The following is a 15,547-nucleotide window of genomic DNA, read 5'->3' as shown; positions in this document are numbered from 1 at the left end:
CGCCTGATCGGGGCGCAATCTGATGCAAGGGGAAAGACCATGAAGACGATTTTGATTTCCGGCCTGATCGCCGGCGGGTTCGCGGCGATCTGGGGCTGCCTGATGTGCGTCGGCGCCGTCGAGGTTTCGATGAACCTCGGCATGGCGATCGGCTACCTCACCATGCTGATCGGGCTGAGTATCGTGTTCTTCGCGATCAAGCGCCGCCGCGACGTCGATCAGGGCGGCGTGATCCGCTTCCTGCCCGCGCTCGGGCTGGGCCTCGCGATCAGCGTGGTCGCGGCGATCGTCTATGCGCTGATGTGGGAATTCACGCTCTCGATCATCGGCATCGATGCGTTCGGGCAAAAGATGGTCGAGATGATGCAGGAAGGCGGCGCGACGGCGAAGGAAGTCGCCGAGATGCGCGACTTCTTCACGACCAGCTATGCCAATCCGTTGTTCCGCTTCTTCATCACGCTGACCGAGATCGGTCCGGTGGGCCTGCTCGTGTCGCTGGTGTCGGCGGCGCTGCTGCGCAATCCGCGCTTCATGCCGGCGAGGACGGCCGAACCGGCCTAGGCCTTGCCCAGCTTGCTCCAATCGAGGGCGGATGCGATCACATCGTATCCGTCCCAATCGGCATCCTCGAACAGTTCGAAGGTCAGCGGATAGCGCGGCTGGCCCATCAGCGCATCGTTGAGGCCATCCTGGAATCGGTCGAAGTCCGGCGTGTAGATCCGCCATTCGCGCGTCTTGTCGCGGGTGACCACGGCGGCGAGGTTGCCCCATCCGCCCGCATCCATCGCGGCGTCGAGCGTGTTTTCGAACTCGGCCATCGAGTCGAGATCCTCGTCCTCGGGCATGTGCGGCTGATCGGAGTCGAACGCCCAGCGGATCATCACCAGCCGGGGAAAGTCCGCTTTCTCGTCATCGTCCGGCGCGCGAGTGCGGATGCGCGTCGTGGTCGGGCCTTCGTCGCTTTCGCCGATGGCGAAGGCCCAGGGTTCCTGCGCGCCGGCGCTCATGCGGCGCGGCGCAGTTCCAGCCGGCCCCAGATCTCGACCAGCGCCTGCGTCAGCTCGCGCATCATCGCTTCGTCATGCGCGGGGCCGGGGGTGAAGCGAAGCCGCTCGGTGCCGCGCGGCACGGTCGGATAATTGATCGGCTGCACGTACACGCCATATTCGGCGAGCAGGATATCGCTGATCTTCTTCGCCTTCACCGGATCGCCGACCATCAGCGGCACGATGTGCGTCGTGGTGTCCATCACCGGCAAGCCGGCTTCGGCCATCATCGCCTTCAGCGTCGCCGCGGCGGCCTGCTGGCCATCGCGCTCGACGCTGGACGCCTTGAGGTGGCGCACGCTTGCGAGGGCACCCGCGACCAGCACCGGCGACAGCGAAGTGGTGAAGATGAACCCCGGCGCATAGCTGCGGATCACGTCGATGATCATCTTGTCGGCGGCGATATAGCCGCCCATCACGCCGAACGCCTTGCCCAGCGTGCCTTCGATGATCGTCAGCCGGTGCGCGGCCTCGTCGCGATCGGAAATGCCGCCGCCGCGCGGGCCGTACATGCCGACGGCATGGACTTCGTCGAGATAGGTGAGGGCGTTGTACTTGTCGGCCAGATCGCACAGCGCGTGAATCGGGGCGACGTCGCCGTCCATCGAATAGACGCTTTCGAACGCGATCAGCTTGGGCGCGGCGGGATCGTCGGCGGCCAGCAATTCCTCGAGATGGTCGAGATCATTGTGGCGGAACACGCGCTTCTCGCAGCCCGCATTGCGGATGCCCGCGATCATCGAGGCGTGGTTCAGCTCGTCCGAATAGATAATGCAGCCCGGCAGCACCTTGGCGATGGTCGACAGCGTCGCTTCGTTCGAGACATAGCCCGAGGTGAACAGCAGCGCGCCTTCCTTGCCGTGCAGATCGGCCAGCTCGCCTTCCAGGTCGACATGGTAATGGGTGTTGCCGCCGATGTTGCGCGTGCCGCCCGATCCTGCGCCCACGTCGTGGAGGGCTTCCTCCATCGCCGCGATCACCTTGGGGTGCTGGCCCATCGCCAGATAGTCGTTCGAGCACCAGACGGTGATCGGCTTCGGCCCGTTATGCCCGGCAAAGCAGCGCGCATTGGGGAACATGCCCTTGTTGCGCAGGATATCGATGAAGACGCGATAGCGGCCCTCGGCGTGGAGCCGATCGATGGCCTGCGTGAAGACGCGCGAGTAATCGACCCCCCCGGGGGTGGTGTCCTGGGTACCCATGTGCGCCCCTCTAGCGCCAAAGATCGGCTATTTCCAGCATGTGGGCATACGCAATTGTCCCATGCCGCACCGTTCCTGTCGCAAACCACGGAAAACCATTCCGTTACGGTTGCGAATCTGTCAAATCGTCGAATAAATCCCATTAAACTCGGTTCGTCGCAAAATATGGACCGACAATCCCGCAGTTGATCCAAGTTTATGGTGGATATCACGTCGGCGGTGTATCAGAAGGCATCGCGGATCAAACTCTGAGTCGAGCCTCTCCGTGACTGAGAGATAGTACGCGCTCCCGCTTGAAATATGGAGCGTACCATGCCCGAAGACATCGAATATTATAGAAGGCGCGAGCGTCAGGAACGCGAAAGCGCCGATCGCACCGAGGATATCGGTGCGCGCCGTATCCATCTGGAAATGGCGGATCGCTATTCGGCCCGGCTGCGCGACGCGGCAAACGTCCCGCCGCCTGCTGCCACCGCCTAAAGCGACTCGATCACCGTCAGCCCGAACCGCGCCAGTGCCGGCGCCAGCGCGTCTGTGCGCGCGTTTCGGGTAGTGAATACGGCCCGGCCTGGCGGCAGCGCGCCGGGCCACTCCTGTCCCTGCGTCAGATATGCCACGCGCCGGGCGATCCCCGGCCCGCCATCGACGAACCGCACCGGATGCGGTGCGGCGGCAGCCAGTTCGGCCTCCAGCAGCGGGAAATGGGTGCAGGCGTTGACGATCACGTCGAGCCGTTCACCCCCGGGTTGATCGAACAGCCCGTCCAGCACCGCGCGGAGACGCTCGGGCGCGGGTGGCTCCCCGCCCAGCGCGGCTTCGGCCAGTGCGACCAGTTCGGCCGAACCATGACGCAGCACCGTGCAGTCGCTCGCGAAGCGCGCCGCGAGATCGTCGACATAGGGCTGGCGCACCGTCGCTTCGGTGCCCAGCACGCCGATCACGCGCGTCTCGCTCAGTTCTGCGGCGGGCTTGATCGCGGGCACCGTCCCGACGATCGGCAAATCGAGCGCGGCGCGGACATGCTGGAGCGCGATGGTCGACGCGGTGTTGCACGCGATCACGATCAGCCGCGGATCATATCGCTCCGCCAGCCGGCCGAGCAGCGCGGGCACCCGCGCGGCGATCTCGCCTTCGCTGCGCGTTCCATAGGGAAATCCCGCCGAGTCGGCGACATAGACGAGCGGCGCTTGGGGCAGCAGCTTTGCGACCGGCGCGAGTACCGAAAGTCCGCCAACGCCGGAATCGAAGAACAGGAGCGGGCGGCTGTCGGTCATTGCGCGCGGCATGGCTGCGCGCCCGTTGCCCGTCAACCGCCCCCGATTTCCCCTAGCGTCGCGGCTTCCACTTCGCCGGGACGCCGCCGGCTTCGATCATCGGCCGAGTCGCTTCGATGAACTCGGCCCGGCTCACCTTGCCGTCGCGGTTCAGATCGTTGCGTGCGGTGAAGAGTGCCTGCGCGCCCTTGGGATCGATCGCCCCGCTCGGCCCGCCTTTGCTGCGCACCGTCATGCGCGGCATTTCCTCCGGCTCGAGAAAGCCCGACTTGTTCCTGTCCATCGTATCGAAGCTGTCGCCCAGGAAGGCCGCGGCAATCTCGGGCGTGGCGGGGACGCGCTCGGTCCCGCCGGGCCGGGGCGCGTCCTGCGCGATCGGTTCCGGCGTACCGGCAAGGGTTAAGGCGAGAGTCGCCGCAAGGATGATGCTCATGGTGATGGCTCCGAAGATCAGCCACCGGCGCCTGCCGCCGGGGCGAGCCGGGGCATCGCGGTTCGCCGCCGCCGGCACGAGGTCCGGCGCATGGGGTACCAGCTTCTGGTCCTCCGACGCGATCAGCAACCGCGCCGCCTGCAGCGAGGAGCCGACGCCCAGCTTTGCCCGCGCCATCTTTAGCCTCTTCTCCACCGCGTGCGGCGAAATGCCCAGGTCGATCGCCATCTCCTTGGCGGTCTGGGGCAGCAGGCGGCGGCGCAGGCATTCCTTCTCGCTCGCGGTCAGCCGGGCCAGTGCGGATCGCGTCCGCTCGTCGATCGTCACGCCCGCTTCCTCACCGTCCACATCGCCATCCTGTTAGGGTCCTGGACGCCGGACCCCAAGCCCGTACGATTGGTACCCCATTGCTGATCCAGCGTGTTGCGCGGCGCCGGTCGAACCCCTAATCTTGGCGCAAGTACGGGGGACAAGATTGCAGACCGAAATACTCTGGCAGGCGGCATTCGGTGCGCTGGTTCTCGGCTATGTACTGGGATCGATTCCGTTCGGGGTGATCCTGACGCGCATGGGCGGCGCCGGCGACCTGCGCCAGATCGGATCGGGCAATATCGGCGCGACCAACGTGCTGCGCACCGGGCGCAAGGGGCTGGCGGCGGCGACGCTGCTGCTCGACATGCTCAAGGGCGCGGCGGCGGTGCTGCTGGCCGAATGGCTGCTTCCCGGCACCGGCGTCCTCGCCGGCATGGCGGCGTTCCTTGGCCATTGCTATCCGGTGTGGCTGCGCTTCAAGGGCGGCAAGGGCGTCGCGACGCTTATGGGCATCGTCCTCGCGCTGCACTGGCCCTCGGGCCTGATCTATGCCGGCGTGTGGCTTGGCCTGCTCGCGATGCTGCGCATCTCGTCGGTGGCGGGCATGGGCGCGGCGGTGAGCGCGCCGATCAGCGCCGCGGCATTCGGCCGGATCGAGCTGGTGCTGCTGTTCCTCGCCCTCGCGCTGATCGTGGTGTGGAAGCATCGCGAGAATATCGACCGGCTGCTGAGCGGCACCGAGCCGAAGGTCGGCAAGAAAAAGGATGGCTGATCCGCGCGAGACGCGGCTGAGGCTCATCCGGTCGGCCAATATCGGGCCGGTCACCTATCGCCAGTTGATCGCGCGCTTCGGCAATGCCGAGGCTGCGCTGGAAGCACTCCCCGCCCTGGCCGAACGCGGCGGAGGCAGGGCGCCGCGCATCGCCGATACTGCGCTGGTCGCCCGCGAGATCGAACGGGTCGAGCGGCTCGGCGCGCGCTATCTGTTCCTCGGCGACCCCGATTATCCCGGTCTGCTTGCCGAGATCGAGAGCGCCCCGCCTGCGCTGATCGTGCGCGGCAATATCGGCCTGACGGCGCGCACCTGCATCGCGATGGTCGGCGCGCGCAACGCCAGCGCCGCCGCGTGCCGCTTCGCGCGCCAGCTGGCGCACGGGCTGGCCGAGGCGGGCGTGACGACCGTCTCCGGCCTCGCCCGCGGCATCGACACCGCCGCGCATATCGGCGCGATCGAGGGGGGCACGATCGGCGTCATCGCCAGCGGCATCGACGTCACCTTCCCGCCCGAAAATCGCGAGCTTCAGGAACGCGTCGCCCGCGAAGGGCTGCTCGTCGCCGAACAGCCGCCGGGCACCGAGCCGCTCGCCCGCTTCTTTCCCTCGCGCAACCGGATCATCGCCGGGCTGGCGGTCGGCACGGTGGTGGTCGAAGCCGCGCCGCGCTCCGGCTCGCTGATCACCGCGCGGCTGGCGGGCGAGGCGGGGCGCGACGTGATGGCGGTCCCTGGCTCCCCGCTCGATCCCCGCGCGCAGGGATGCAACCTGCTGATCCGCGAAGGCGCGACGTTGGTGCAGAGCGTCGACGACATCCTCGAACAGGTCCGCCCGATCGACCCGCGCGCGCTGCGCTCGCCGGTCAGCGCATGGGAAGGCGGTCCGCCGATCGACGCCAGCGACAGCGATCGGCGCAGGGTCGAGGGACTGCTCGGCCCGGTGCCCGTCGCGGTCGACGAACTGATCCGGCAGTCCGGCTTGCCGCCGGCGGTGGTGCAGATGGTGCTGCTGGAACTCGAACTGGGCGGCCGGCTGGAGCGGCATGCCGGCGGGCGAGTGTCTTTCACGGGATAGGAACAGGGAATGAACGTCGATCTGTCCGCATCGGGGATATTGCGGGAAACCATGCGGCTCGCCGCGGCATATCCGCTGCCCGGCCTGCTCGCCTTGCTCGTGATGATGGTGCCGTCGGTCTGGCTCGAACTGTTCGCGACGCCGGGCCTGGCGACCGCAGGCATCGGCATTGCCTTGATCGTCGCCTGGTTCTTCGTGCAATTCCTGCTGACCGAATTCCTGCTGCGCGGGGAAGGGCTGATCGACACGGATCGGGCGGTCCGCCGTGGCGGCGGCTTCGTCCTGCTGGTGATCGGGATCGGCATCGCCATCGGGGTCGGCACGCTGCTGCTAATCGTTCCCGGCCTGTATCTCTATGCGCGCTGGTCGGCGGCGGTCCCCTATGTGATCGCCGAGGGCCATTCGGCTGGCGGCGCGACGGCCGCGAGCGCGGACGCGACCCGCAACAGCATCGGCCAGGTTATGCTGGCGCTCGCCGTGCTGAGCGTCTGGATGCCGATTGCCTTTGCGATCAACTGGTATCTCTATCCCGAGGGCATGCCGCCCGCGCCGGCGGTGTCTCTGGTGTCCAACCTGCTCGGATGCGGCGGCAGCGTGGTCGCGTGGTACGCATCGGTCGCGGTATATCGGCTGATCCGCCGCGGGGATCCGAGGCTCTCGGAGATTTTCGCCTGAGCCTCAACGCGGCCGATACTCCACCCGCGCCTTGCCCTCCGCCCATAGGGGCAAATACAGCCCCTGCCCGGCGGGGTAGAGCGAACCGGTCTGCACTTGGCCGATCTCGGCGCGGATGATGAAATTGCCCGCGCGCTTCTCGACGATCGCGCGTTGCACCTTGCCCAGCAATTTCTCGAAATCGCGCGCAAAATTCTGGGTCAGCGATGCGGCGATCTCGTCCGCCACCTGCGGGTTCCGCGCCAGCTGGACGAGGATATCGCCGCCGATCCCGTCGGTATTGCCGTTCACCCGCATGTCCTCGAACGCCACGCGCATCGATCCTGGCGCGTTCACCGGCTTTGCGGTGACCCACACGATCCCGCGCGTTTCCCCGCCGCCGCTGGCGGGCCGCGCCGCCAGCGTCAGCCCCACCGCGATCCGCCCGCCCTCGGTGCCATAGACCACGACATTGTCGAACCGCCCCGTCACCGCGCCGATACCGGGCAGGTTGAAGGGCCGCTGCGATCGCTTGGTCAGCGCACGCAGGATCACGGGTTCCAGCTGGGCATAATCGGCGATCACCGGGATGAAGAAGCGCAACCGCTCGCCCGGTGCTTCGCGCACCAGCGGCGGCAGCGGAGTTGGGCTCGGATCGGCGGGTTTCGGCCCGACAAAAGTTTCGGTCAGCGCGGTCAGGCCCAACCGCAGGCGCAGCTTGCCGCCCGACAGGCTGTACCCGCCATAGCTCAGCCGCTGCGGCGTGATCCGCATCCATACCGGGGGATTTTCGCGGTTCAGCTCCAGCGAAGTGAAGCTTTGCCGCCACGCATCGGCCACCCTCGCGCGGACGTTCAGCTTCGCGATCTCGCGCGGCAGGGTGCGCTCCAGCTCGCGGACGATCGGGGCGAGCTTCTCGTCCACCTTGTCGGTAAAGGTGATCCGCTGGCCGAGAAAATCGATGCCGGGCGGGCTGGTCCAGCCATAGTTCAGCCTGACGGTCGCCCCCGGCGTCCAGTCCTTCGACAGGCTGACGCGGATTCGCGCATGGACCATCGCCGATCCGGTCGCCGTCTCGCCCTTCAGGAAGCCGCCGACATGGCGCGCCGCCACCTGTGCGCGGATCGGCACATCGGCAATGATATCCTCGCCCTGTCCGCGCAGCCGGATCGCGCCGCGCGTGACAGTGCCGATCACGTCGCAGCCGAGCGAGGGCGTGACCTTCAGATTCTTCTTGAACAGCCGCACCCGCTGCGCCGGCACGCATTTGTCGACATGCTTGTTGATCGACCACAGGGTGCGCGGGATCGCCCGTTCGAGTTCGCGCAGCAGCAATGCGCTGTCCAGATCGAGCGGCACCGCGATGGTCGATTCATGCTTCGGGATGTTGACCGGATCGGCCAGCCGCGCGGGCGGCGGCACATCGGTATTGCGCGAAAGGATGATCGCAACGATCCCGCCTGCCGCGGCAATCGCGACCAGGCCGAGGATCCACAGGATCAGGCGCGGGAAGCGCCGCTTCGGGCCGGTTTCGTCGCTGGGCAGTCCGGCTTGCATGGCGCTCCGATCAATCTTCCCGGCGGATACGCGTGAAGCCCGCACTGGTTTCATCACCAACCGCTTGACTGAGCGGCGCGAGCTTCCCCACCTTACACGCGTACACGTAAGGAAATTCCTACACCCCATGCAGCTTGTCATCGTCGAATCGCCCGCCAAGGCGAAGACCATCGAGAAATATCTGGGCAAGGACTATCACGTCCTCGCGTCCTACGGTCACGTCCGCGATCTGCCGCCGCGCGATGGTTCGGTGAACCCGGACGAAGGCTTCTCGATGGAATGGGAAGCCTATGCCGACAAGGCGAAGCAGCTCAAGGCGATCACCGACGAAGCCAAGAAGGCCGACCGTCTGATCCTCGCGACCGACCCTGATCGCGAAGGCGAGGCGATTTCGTGGCATGTGCAGGAAGTGCTGCGCAACAAGAAGGCGCTGCCCAAGGAAGTCGAGCGCGTCACCTTCAACGCGATCACCAAGCCAGCGATCCTCGAAGCGATGAAGAACCCGCGCGAGCTCGATACCGACCTGATCGACGCCTATCGTGCCCGCCGCGCGCTCGATTATCTCGTGGGCTTCACCCTCTCGCCGGTGCTGTGGCGCAAACTGCCGGGCGCCAAGTCGGCCGGCCGCGTCCAATCGGTCGCGCTGCGCATCATCGTCCAGCGCGAGCGCGAGATCGAAGTTTTCAAACCCCAGGAATATTGGTCGGTCACCGCCGATATGGAGCAGGACGGCACCGGCTTCCTGACCCGTCTGGTCAAGTGGAAAGGTGACAAGCTCGACCGCCTGTCGATCGGCGATGGCAAGACCGCCGAAGCCGCGAAGAAGTCGGTCGAGGAAGGCCGTTTCTCGGTGGTCAATGTCGAGACCAAGCCGGCGATGCGCAACCCGCCGCCGCCCTTCACCACCTCGACCCTGCAACAGGAAGCCGCGCGCAAGCTCGGCTTCTCGGCCAGCCATACGATGCGTATCGCCCAAGGTTTGTACGAAGATGGCGCGATCACCTATATGCGGACCGACGGCGTGACGATGGACGGCGATGCCATCCAGGAAGCGCGCCGTGCGGTGGTGAACCGCTATGACGGTCACTATGTCCCTGAAAAGCCGCGCGTCTATACCGCCAAGGCGAAGAACGCGCAGGAAGCGCACGAAGCGATCCGTCCGACCGATTTCAGCAAGGACAAGGCCGGCGGCGGCGATCATGCGCGGCTCTACGACCTGATCTGGAAGCGCGCTCTGGCCAGCCAGATGGCGAGCGCGCGGATGGAGCGCACCACGATCGATCTGGAGGACGCCACCGGTCAGCACGGCCTGCGCGCCACCGGGCAGGTCGTGCTCTTCCCCGGCTATCTCGCGCTCTACGAGGAGGGCCGCGACGATGAAGGCGACGAGGAATCGCGCCGCCTGCCCAGGATGTCGTCGGGTGACACCCCGGCCAAGAAGGCTGTGAATGCCGAGCAGCATTTCACCCAGCCGCCGCCGCGCTTCTCCGAAGCCTCGCTGGTCAAGCGTCTTGAGGAACTCGGGATCGGCCGGCCTTCGACCTATGCCTCGATCATCCAGACGCTGAAGGATCGCGCTTACGTCCGCGTCGAGAAGAACCGCTTCTTCGCCGAAGAGAGCGGGCGGCTGGTCACGGCCTTCCTCGAACGCTTCTTCGAGAAATATGTCGGCTATGATTTCACCGCCGAGCTGGAAGAGGAACTCGACGACGTGTCGGGCGGCCGCGCCGAATGGCAGGCGGTGCTCGACAGCTTCTGGAAGGACTTCAAGCCGCGCACGACCGAGGTGATGGAACAGAAGCCGAGCGAGGTCACCGCCGCGCTCGACCAGTTCCTCGAACCTTATCTCTTCCCGCCCAAGGAAGACGGCAGCGACCCGCGCCTGTGCCCCAATTGCGGCGAGGGCAAGCTGGCGTTGCGCGGCGGCAAGTTCGGCGCGTTCGTCGCTTGCTCCAACTATCCCGAGTGCAAGTTCACGCGCCGCTTCGGCCAGCCCGGCGGCGCGGATGGCGGCGACAGCGGACCGGAAGTGCTGGGTCAGGACCCGGAGACCGGCCTGAATGTCGAGCGCAAGTCAGGCCGTTTCGGTCCGTACATCCAGCTTGGCGAAGGCAAGGAAGCCGCGCGTTCGTCGATCCCCAAGGATGTCGAACTCGATCTGGAGATGGCGCTGAAGCTGCTCAAGCTCCCGCGCACCATCGGCAATCACCCGGAGAGCGGCAACCCCATCACCGCCTCGATCGGCCGCTACGGCCCGTATCTGGCGCATGACGGCAAGTACGCCCGGCTTCAGTCGACGATGGAAGTGTTCGAAACCGGCATGAACGCTGCGGTGGTCAAGCTGGCCGAAGCGGCGGCCGGCGGCGGGCGTCCGGCGCGCGGCGCCGCCCGCGAGCCGCTCAAGATCCTCGGCAAGCATCCGCGCACCGAAGCCGAAATCAAGCTGATGGACGGCCGCTACGGCGCGTACGTCACCGATGGCGAGACCAACGCGACTTTGCCCAAGTCGATCGAGAAGGACGCGCTGACGCTGGAAGAAGCCGCCCAGCTGATCGACGCCCGCGCCGCGGCAGGTCCGGCCAAGGGCAAGGGCAAGAAGAAAGCCGCACCGAAGAAAGCGGCTGCCAAAAAGGCTCCGGCAAAGAAGGCCGCTGCGAAGAAACCGGCGGCGAAGAAGGCCGACGCCTGAACCAAACCACCCCGTCACCCGGGCACAAGGCCCGGGTGACGGTCGTGGTCAGGCTCGGGCGCGCTACAGCAACCGCGCCAGCAGCCACCCCGCCAGCCCAAGCTGGATGACCAGTGTCGCGATCACGCCAAGCGCACGGGGCAAGGGTGGCGGACCTTTCGAGGGAAGGTAGAGCCCGATCGCATGGAGCAGCCGTGCGGCGACGAAAGCCGCTGCGGTCCAGGTCAGGATCTGGTGATTGGCGCCGCCATATTCGAGCAACCCAATCAGGATCAGCGCGATCGGGGCATTCTCGGCCAGATTGCCGTGCGCGCGGCTTGCCGAGGTCAGGCCGGCGTCGTCGCCCAGGCCGAAGGACAGGCGCGTCCGGAAGCGGTTGCGGATCGTGTCGAGCGCAAGCAGCACGAGCAGGATCGCGAGCGCAGCGGCGGTGAAGCCGGTGATTGTCAGTGGCATGGTCCTCTCCCCTTGTCGGGCGAGAGGCTAACCGCATGCCGCGGGCAAGTCGAACCCGGGTTACGCCGCGCGGCGCTGCGTCATCATCAGCCAGTCGCGGGCGGCCTTTTGCGCGGCCAGGATCTCGCGAGCGGTCATGTCTTCGCTGATCTCGGCGCGGCAATCCTTGGCGCGCTCGCTGCCCGACATGGCGGCGATGTTGAACCATTTATGCGCTTCGATCAGGTCGATATCGACCCCTTCCGAACCGCTCGAATAAACGATGCCCAGATCGTAGCAGGCATTGGTGTCGCCTCGCGCCGCATCGCGGCGGCGGCTCTCGATCAGGAACTGTGCGCTCTTCAGGCTGCTGCCCATGTCACTACCCCTTTTCCACCCTCGTGGTATGGGGACATTGGCTGCACAAATCGGAATAAATGGTTAACGGCGTTAACCGTATTTATTCAGATTGACCGCTATATTGTCGATGAGCCGCGTCGTGCCGATTCGCGCCGCGGCCAGCAGCCGCCCCGGCCGGTCCTTCTCCGGAGCGCCCAGAGTCTCCGCATCGACCAGTTCGACATAATCCACCGCAAAGCCCGCCGCGGCCAGCGCGTCGCGCGCCTGCGCCAGCGCCGCCTGCGCATCGCCGCCATCCTCGATCGTCCGCGCCGCGGCGCCCAGCGCGCGAGGCAGGGCCACGGCGCGGGCCCGGTCCTCGGGCATCAGATAGGCGTTGCGCGACGAGAGGGCGAGGCCGTCATCGTCGCGCTGGGTCACCACGCCGACCACGTCGATCCCCATGTCGAGGTCCGATGCCATCCGCCGCACGACCGCCAGCTGCTGGAAATCCTTCTCGCCGAACAAAGCGGTATCGGGCCGCACCTGGTTGAACAGTTTCGACACCACGGTCGCCACGCCATCGAAATGTCCCGGCCGGGCCGCGCCGTCGAGCGTTTCGCTGACGCCGGAGACCGATACGTTGGTCGCGAAGCCTTCGGGGTACATCACTTCGACGGGTGGCAGCCACAGCAGGTCTACGCCCGCCTTGCTCAGCATTGTCGAGTCGGCCAGCTCCTTGCGCGGATATTGCGAGAAATCCTCGTTCGGCCCGAACTGCTTCGGATTGACGAAGATCGACACGACCACGCGGTCCGCCGCGCGCTTCGCGGCTTCGACCAGCGCCATATGCCCGGCGTGCAGCGCGCCCATCGTGGGCACCAGCGCCACGCGCTCCCCTGCCTTGCGATAGGCTGCAATCGCCTCACGGAGATCGGCAAGCTGACGGACGGTTTGCACGCGTTAACACTTTCGATAAGGGTGTGAGGGGCGGCCTTCTATGGGGGAGGGGCCGGGCGATCAACAAAGGATGTATTGGGTTGTCCGACGGAGCGAACCGGCTGCACGTGATCGTGTTCGCCAATGAAAAGGGCGGGACCGGCAAGTCGACGACCGCGGTGCACACCGCGATCGCGCTGGCGGCCAAGGGGCATCGCGTCGCCTGTTTCGATCTCGACCATCGCCAGCGCACAATGGGTCGCTATCTCGACAATCGCACCGAGACGATGCGCCGCTCGGGCCGCAGCCTGCCGATGCCGCGCTATGAAACGCATGACGGCGAGTCGATGGAGTTCTTTTCGAAGGCGCTCGACGAGCTGAGCTACGAAACCGACTTCCTCGTGATCGACACGCCGGGCCGCGACGACAAGTTCGCGCGCATCGCCGTCACCAACGCCGACACGCTCGTCACGCCGATGAACGACAGCTTCGTCGATTTCGATCTGATCGGGCAGGTCGATCCCGAAACCTTCCGCGTATCGAAGCCCAGCTTCTATTCGGAGATGATCTGGGAATCGCGCAAGCGCCGCGCCAAATCGGACGGCGAGACGATCGACTGGGTCGTGCTGCGCAACCGCACCCAGCATATCGAGGCGCGCAACATGAAGCGCGTGTCGGAAGCGATCGACCAGCTTTCCAAGCGCGTCGGCTTCCGCGTGATCTCGGGCCTGTCCGAACGCGTGATCTATCGCGAGCTGTTCCCGCAAGGGCTGACCATGCTCGATTCGGGCGAGTTCGGGGGCATGGTGCTCAGCCATGTCGCGGCGCGCCAGGAATTGCGCGAGATGATGGCCGGCCTCGCGCTTCCGGAGCCGGCACTGCCGCTGTTCGCCTGATGTGGAAGATCGTCATTGCCGTCGCGATCGTCTGGTTCGCGTGGCGCACCTGGCACGGATCGGGTCGCTTGCCCGGCACGCCGATCCCGCCGCCCGCGCCGCCGATGGGTGAAGCCGAAGCGAAAGCGCGCGCCTTGCTTGGCATCGATGCGTCGGCGGGCGAAAAACAGGTCCGCGAAGCGCATCGCCGCCTCGTCTCACTGGTCCATCCCGACAAGGGCGGCTCGGAAGAACTGACCCGCCAGCTCAACGCCGCCCGCGACACGCTATTGAAGGGGTGATCCCTTGATCCGCTCCCCGGCGGAGAGGATCGAGGGCGAACCGCCATATTGCTGCGCCGCAACGATTGAACTTTCCCGCCCGCTGGGGGATTAGGGCGCAACCCTTTCTCCCGGAGGCTTCATGACCCACAAGTTCGATCCGACCTCGCTGCGCGAATATGACATCCGCGGCATCGTGGGCGAAGCGCTGGGTCCCGATGACGCGCGCGCGATCGGTCGCGGTTTCGCCACCCTGCTGCGCCGCGCGGGCGGGCACCGCGTCGCCGTCGGCCGCGACGGCCGCGTCTCCTCGCCGATCCTCGAAGCGGCGCTGATCGAAGGCCTCACCACCAGCGGCTGCGACGTGGTCCGAACCGGCATGGGGCCCACGCCGATGCTCTATTATGCCGAGGCCACGCTAGAAGTGGATGGCGGCATTCAGATAACCGGCAGCCATAATCCCGGCAATTACAACGGCTTCAAGATGGTGTTCCAGCATCTTCCGTTTTTTGGCGAGGATATCCAGAAGCTGGGCCACATGGCCGAAAATGGCGACTGGGATCTGGCCGAGGCGCCGGGTGCGGTCACCGACTACGAGATCGAGGACGATTATGTCGGCCGGCTCATGGCGGGCTATGCCGGCGGCGCCTATCGCGTCGGATGGGATACGGGCAATGGCGCCGCCGGCCCGGTGATCGAGAAGCTCGTGAAGCTGCTGCCGGGTGAGCATCACACGCTCTTCACCGATGTCGACGGCAATTTTCCCAACCATCATCCCGATCCTACCGAGGAAAAGAACCTCGCCGATCTCAAGAAACTCGTCGCGGAAAAGCAGCTCGATTTCGGACTGGCTTTCGATGGCGATGGCGACCGGATTGGCGCGATCGACGGGAAGGGCCGCGTGATCTGGGGCGATCAGCTTCTCTCCATTCTGGCTGAACCTGTGCTGCGGGTGGATCCCGGCGCGACGATCATCGCCGACGTGAAAGCGTCACAGGCGCTGTACGACCGAATCGCCGAGCTGGGTGGCCAGCCCTTGATGTGGAAGACGGGCCACAGCCTGATCAAGACCAAGATGAAGGAAACCGGCGCGCCGCTGGCCGGCGAGATGAGCGGCCACATCTTCTTCGCGCAGGATTATTACGGCTTCGACGATGCGCAATACGCCGCGGTCCGGCTGATCCAGGCGGTTCATGTCATCGGCAAGTCGCTGACCCAGCTCAAGGATGAGATGCCGGCGATGGTCAACACGCCCGAAATGCGCTTCCAGGTCGATGAGAGCCGCAAGTTCGCGGTGATCGACGAAGTGCTCGACCGGCTCACCGCCGAAGGCGCCGACGTCAACCGCACCGACGGCGCGCGCGTCAACACCGCTGACGGCTGGTGGCTGCTCCGCGCGTCGAACACGCAGGACGTGCTTGTCGCCCGCGCCGAAGCCAAGTCGCAGGAAGGCCTCGACCGGCTGATGGCACAGATCGACGCCCAGCTCGAAGCCAGCGGTCTGGTCCGCGGCCCGCAGGCAGCGCACTAAAACTCCTTCTCCCCTCCGGGGGAGAAGGAAGGGCCCCGCTCGCGAAGCGAGTGGGAAGGATGAGGGTCAGAAACGGGCCGTCCCGCACTTGACCCTCACCCGTCGCCGGACCTTCGGTCCGTCTCTCCCTCTC

Annotated in this window: 17 protein-coding genes; 9 read left to right on the top strand and 8 right to left on the bottom strand. The window is 66.1% G+C overall.

The genetic code is table 11. The features are described 5' to 3' along the window. The first annotated feature begins 39 nt into the window (after nt 1–39). Nucleotides 40–561, top strand: a complete 522-nt coding sequence (locus tag HHL13_RS13730; RefSeq protein WP_169556200.1) for a DUF4199 domain-containing protein — start codon at nt 40–42, stop codon at nt 559–561. Here the strand turns inward: HHL13_RS13730 and HHL13_RS13725 are convergent. Together HHL13_RS13725 and hemA are read right to left on the bottom strand one after the other, a co-directional pair. Next, a complete protein-coding gene (locus HHL13_RS13725; RefSeq protein WP_169556199.1) occupies nt 558–1,007 on the bottom strand; it encodes a DUF695 domain-containing protein in 450 nt (149 codons plus the stop codon). The two genes, HHL13_RS13730 and HHL13_RS13725, sit on opposite strands and share 4 nt — an antisense overlap. Beyond that, nucleotides 1,004–2,248: a 5-aminolevulinate synthase gene (gene hemA, locus HHL13_RS13720; protein WP_169556198.1), complete on the bottom strand. Its 1,245-nt coding sequence runs from the start codon at nt 2,246–2,248 to the stop codon at nt 1,004–1,006. Before hemA ends, HHL13_RS13725 begins: the two co-directional genes overlap by 4 nt. 312 nt (nt 2,249–2,560) lie before the next feature. On the opposite strand from hemA, the gene HHL13_RS13715 reads away from it, so the two are divergent. Beyond that, nucleotides 2,561–2,728 carry a hypothetical protein gene (locus HHL13_RS13715; RefSeq protein WP_169556197.1) on the top strand — a complete coding sequence of 56 codons (168 nt, stop codon included), beginning with the start codon at nt 2,561–2,563 and terminating at the stop codon, nt 2,726–2,728. On the opposite strand, the gene murI is transcribed toward HHL13_RS13715, so the two are convergent. Then, nucleotides 2,725–3,522 (bottom strand): glutamate racemase, encoded by a 798-nt coding sequence (gene murI, locus HHL13_RS13710; RefSeq protein WP_169556196.1) that lies wholly within the window; start codon nt 3,520–3,522, stop codon nt 2,725–2,727. The two genes, HHL13_RS13715 and murI, sit on opposite strands and share 4 nt — an antisense overlap. 52 nt (nt 3,523–3,574) lie before the next feature. Continuing rightward, on the bottom strand, nt 3,575–4,303 hold the full coding sequence (locus HHL13_RS22850; RefSeq protein ID WP_169556195.1) for an EF-hand domain-containing protein: 729 nt from the start codon (nt 4,301–4,303) through the stop codon (nt 3,575–3,577). A 127-nt stretch (nt 4,304–4,430) separates the two neighbouring features. Here HHL13_RS22850 and plsY point away from each other — a divergent pair, with 127 nt between their 5' ends. From plsY to HHL13_RS13690, 3 genes are read left to right on the top strand one after another with little or no spacing between them, the layout of a single operon-like run. After that, the gene (gene plsY, locus HHL13_RS13700) at nt 4,431–5,039 is read left to right on the top strand and encodes a glycerol-3-phosphate 1-O-acyltransferase PlsY (RefSeq protein ID WP_169556194.1); all 609 of its coding nucleotides are present in this window, start codon (nt 4,431–4,433) and stop codon (nt 5,037–5,039) included. Further along, on the top strand, nt 5,032–6,114 hold the full coding sequence (dprA, locus tag HHL13_RS13695; RefSeq protein ID WP_169556193.1) for a DNA-processing protein DprA: 1,083 nt from the start codon (nt 5,032–5,034) through the stop codon (nt 6,112–6,114). The genes plsY and dprA overlap by 8 nt, the downstream gene beginning before the upstream one ends. A 9-nt stretch (nt 6,115–6,123) precedes the next feature. Then, the gene (locus HHL13_RS13690) at nt 6,124–6,789 is read left to right on the top strand and encodes a hypothetical protein (protein ID WP_169556192.1); all 666 of its coding nucleotides are present in this window, start codon (nt 6,124–6,126) and stop codon (nt 6,787–6,789) included. A gap of 3 nt (nt 6,790–6,792) precedes the next feature. Here HHL13_RS13690 and HHL13_RS13685 read toward each other — a convergent pair whose 3' ends face one another. Beyond that, nucleotides 6,793–8,325 (bottom strand): DUF4403 family protein, encoded by a 1,533-nt coding sequence (locus tag HHL13_RS13685; RefSeq protein WP_169556191.1) that lies wholly within the window; start codon nt 8,323–8,325, stop codon nt 6,793–6,795. Between the two features lie 127 nt (nt 8,326–8,452). On the opposite strand from HHL13_RS13685, the gene topA reads away from it, so the two are divergent. Beyond that, nucleotides 8,453–11,014: a type I DNA topoisomerase gene (gene topA / locus HHL13_RS13680; RefSeq protein WP_169556190.1), complete on the top strand. Its 2,562-nt coding sequence runs from the start codon at nt 8,453–8,455 to the stop codon at nt 11,012–11,014. A 63-nt stretch (nt 11,015–11,077) separates the two neighbouring features. Here topA and HHL13_RS13675 read toward each other — a convergent pair whose 3' ends face one another. From HHL13_RS13675 to panC, 3 genes are all read right to left on the bottom strand, one after another. Next, nucleotides 11,078–11,470, bottom strand: coding sequence for an MAPEG family protein (locus tag HHL13_RS13675; protein ID WP_169556189.1), 393 nt, complete (start codon nt 11,468–11,470; stop codon nt 11,078–11,080). 60 nt (nt 11,471–11,530) lie between these two features. Next, nucleotides 11,531–11,827 carry a sel1 repeat family protein gene (locus HHL13_RS13670; protein WP_169556188.1) on the bottom strand — a complete coding sequence of 99 codons (297 nt, stop codon included), beginning with the start codon at nt 11,825–11,827 and terminating at the stop codon, nt 11,531–11,533. Nucleotides 11,828–11,899: 72 nt separating this feature from the next. Then, nucleotides 11,900–12,748, bottom strand: coding sequence for a pantoate--beta-alanine ligase (panC, locus tag HHL13_RS13665; RefSeq protein WP_169556187.1), 849 nt, complete (start codon nt 12,746–12,748; stop codon nt 11,900–11,902). An 80-nt stretch (nt 12,749–12,828) separates the two neighbouring features. On the opposite strand from panC, the gene HHL13_RS13660 reads away from it, so the two are divergent. The 3 genes from HHL13_RS13660 to HHL13_RS13650 all read left to right on the top strand — a co-directional run bounded on the left by HHL13_RS13660 (nt 12,829) and on the right by HHL13_RS13650 (nt 15,414). Beyond that, entirely contained in the window at nt 12,829–13,623 is a 795-nt protein-coding gene (locus HHL13_RS13660; RefSeq protein ID WP_169556186.1) for a division plane positioning ATPase MipZ, read from the top strand. Further along, the gene (locus HHL13_RS13655) at nt 13,623–13,904 is read left to right on the top strand and encodes a J domain-containing protein (protein WP_206376925.1); all 282 of its coding nucleotides are present in this window, start codon (nt 13,623–13,625) and stop codon (nt 13,902–13,904) included. Before HHL13_RS13660 ends, HHL13_RS13655 begins: the two co-directional genes overlap by 1 nt. Nucleotides 13,905–14,025: 121 nt before the next feature. Next, a complete protein-coding gene (locus tag HHL13_RS13650; RefSeq protein ID WP_169556185.1) occupies nt 14,026–15,414 on the top strand; it encodes a phosphomannomutase/phosphoglucomutase in 1,389 nt (462 codons plus the stop codon). Nucleotides 15,415–15,547: the final 133 nt, after the last annotated feature.

Source organism: Sphingomonas sp. G-3-2-10, from assembly GCF_012927115.1.
GTDB lineage: Bacteria > Pseudomonadota > Alphaproteobacteria > Sphingomonadales > Sphingomonadaceae > Sphingomonas.
This window is presented reverse-complemented; position numbering and strand designations above follow the sequence as displayed.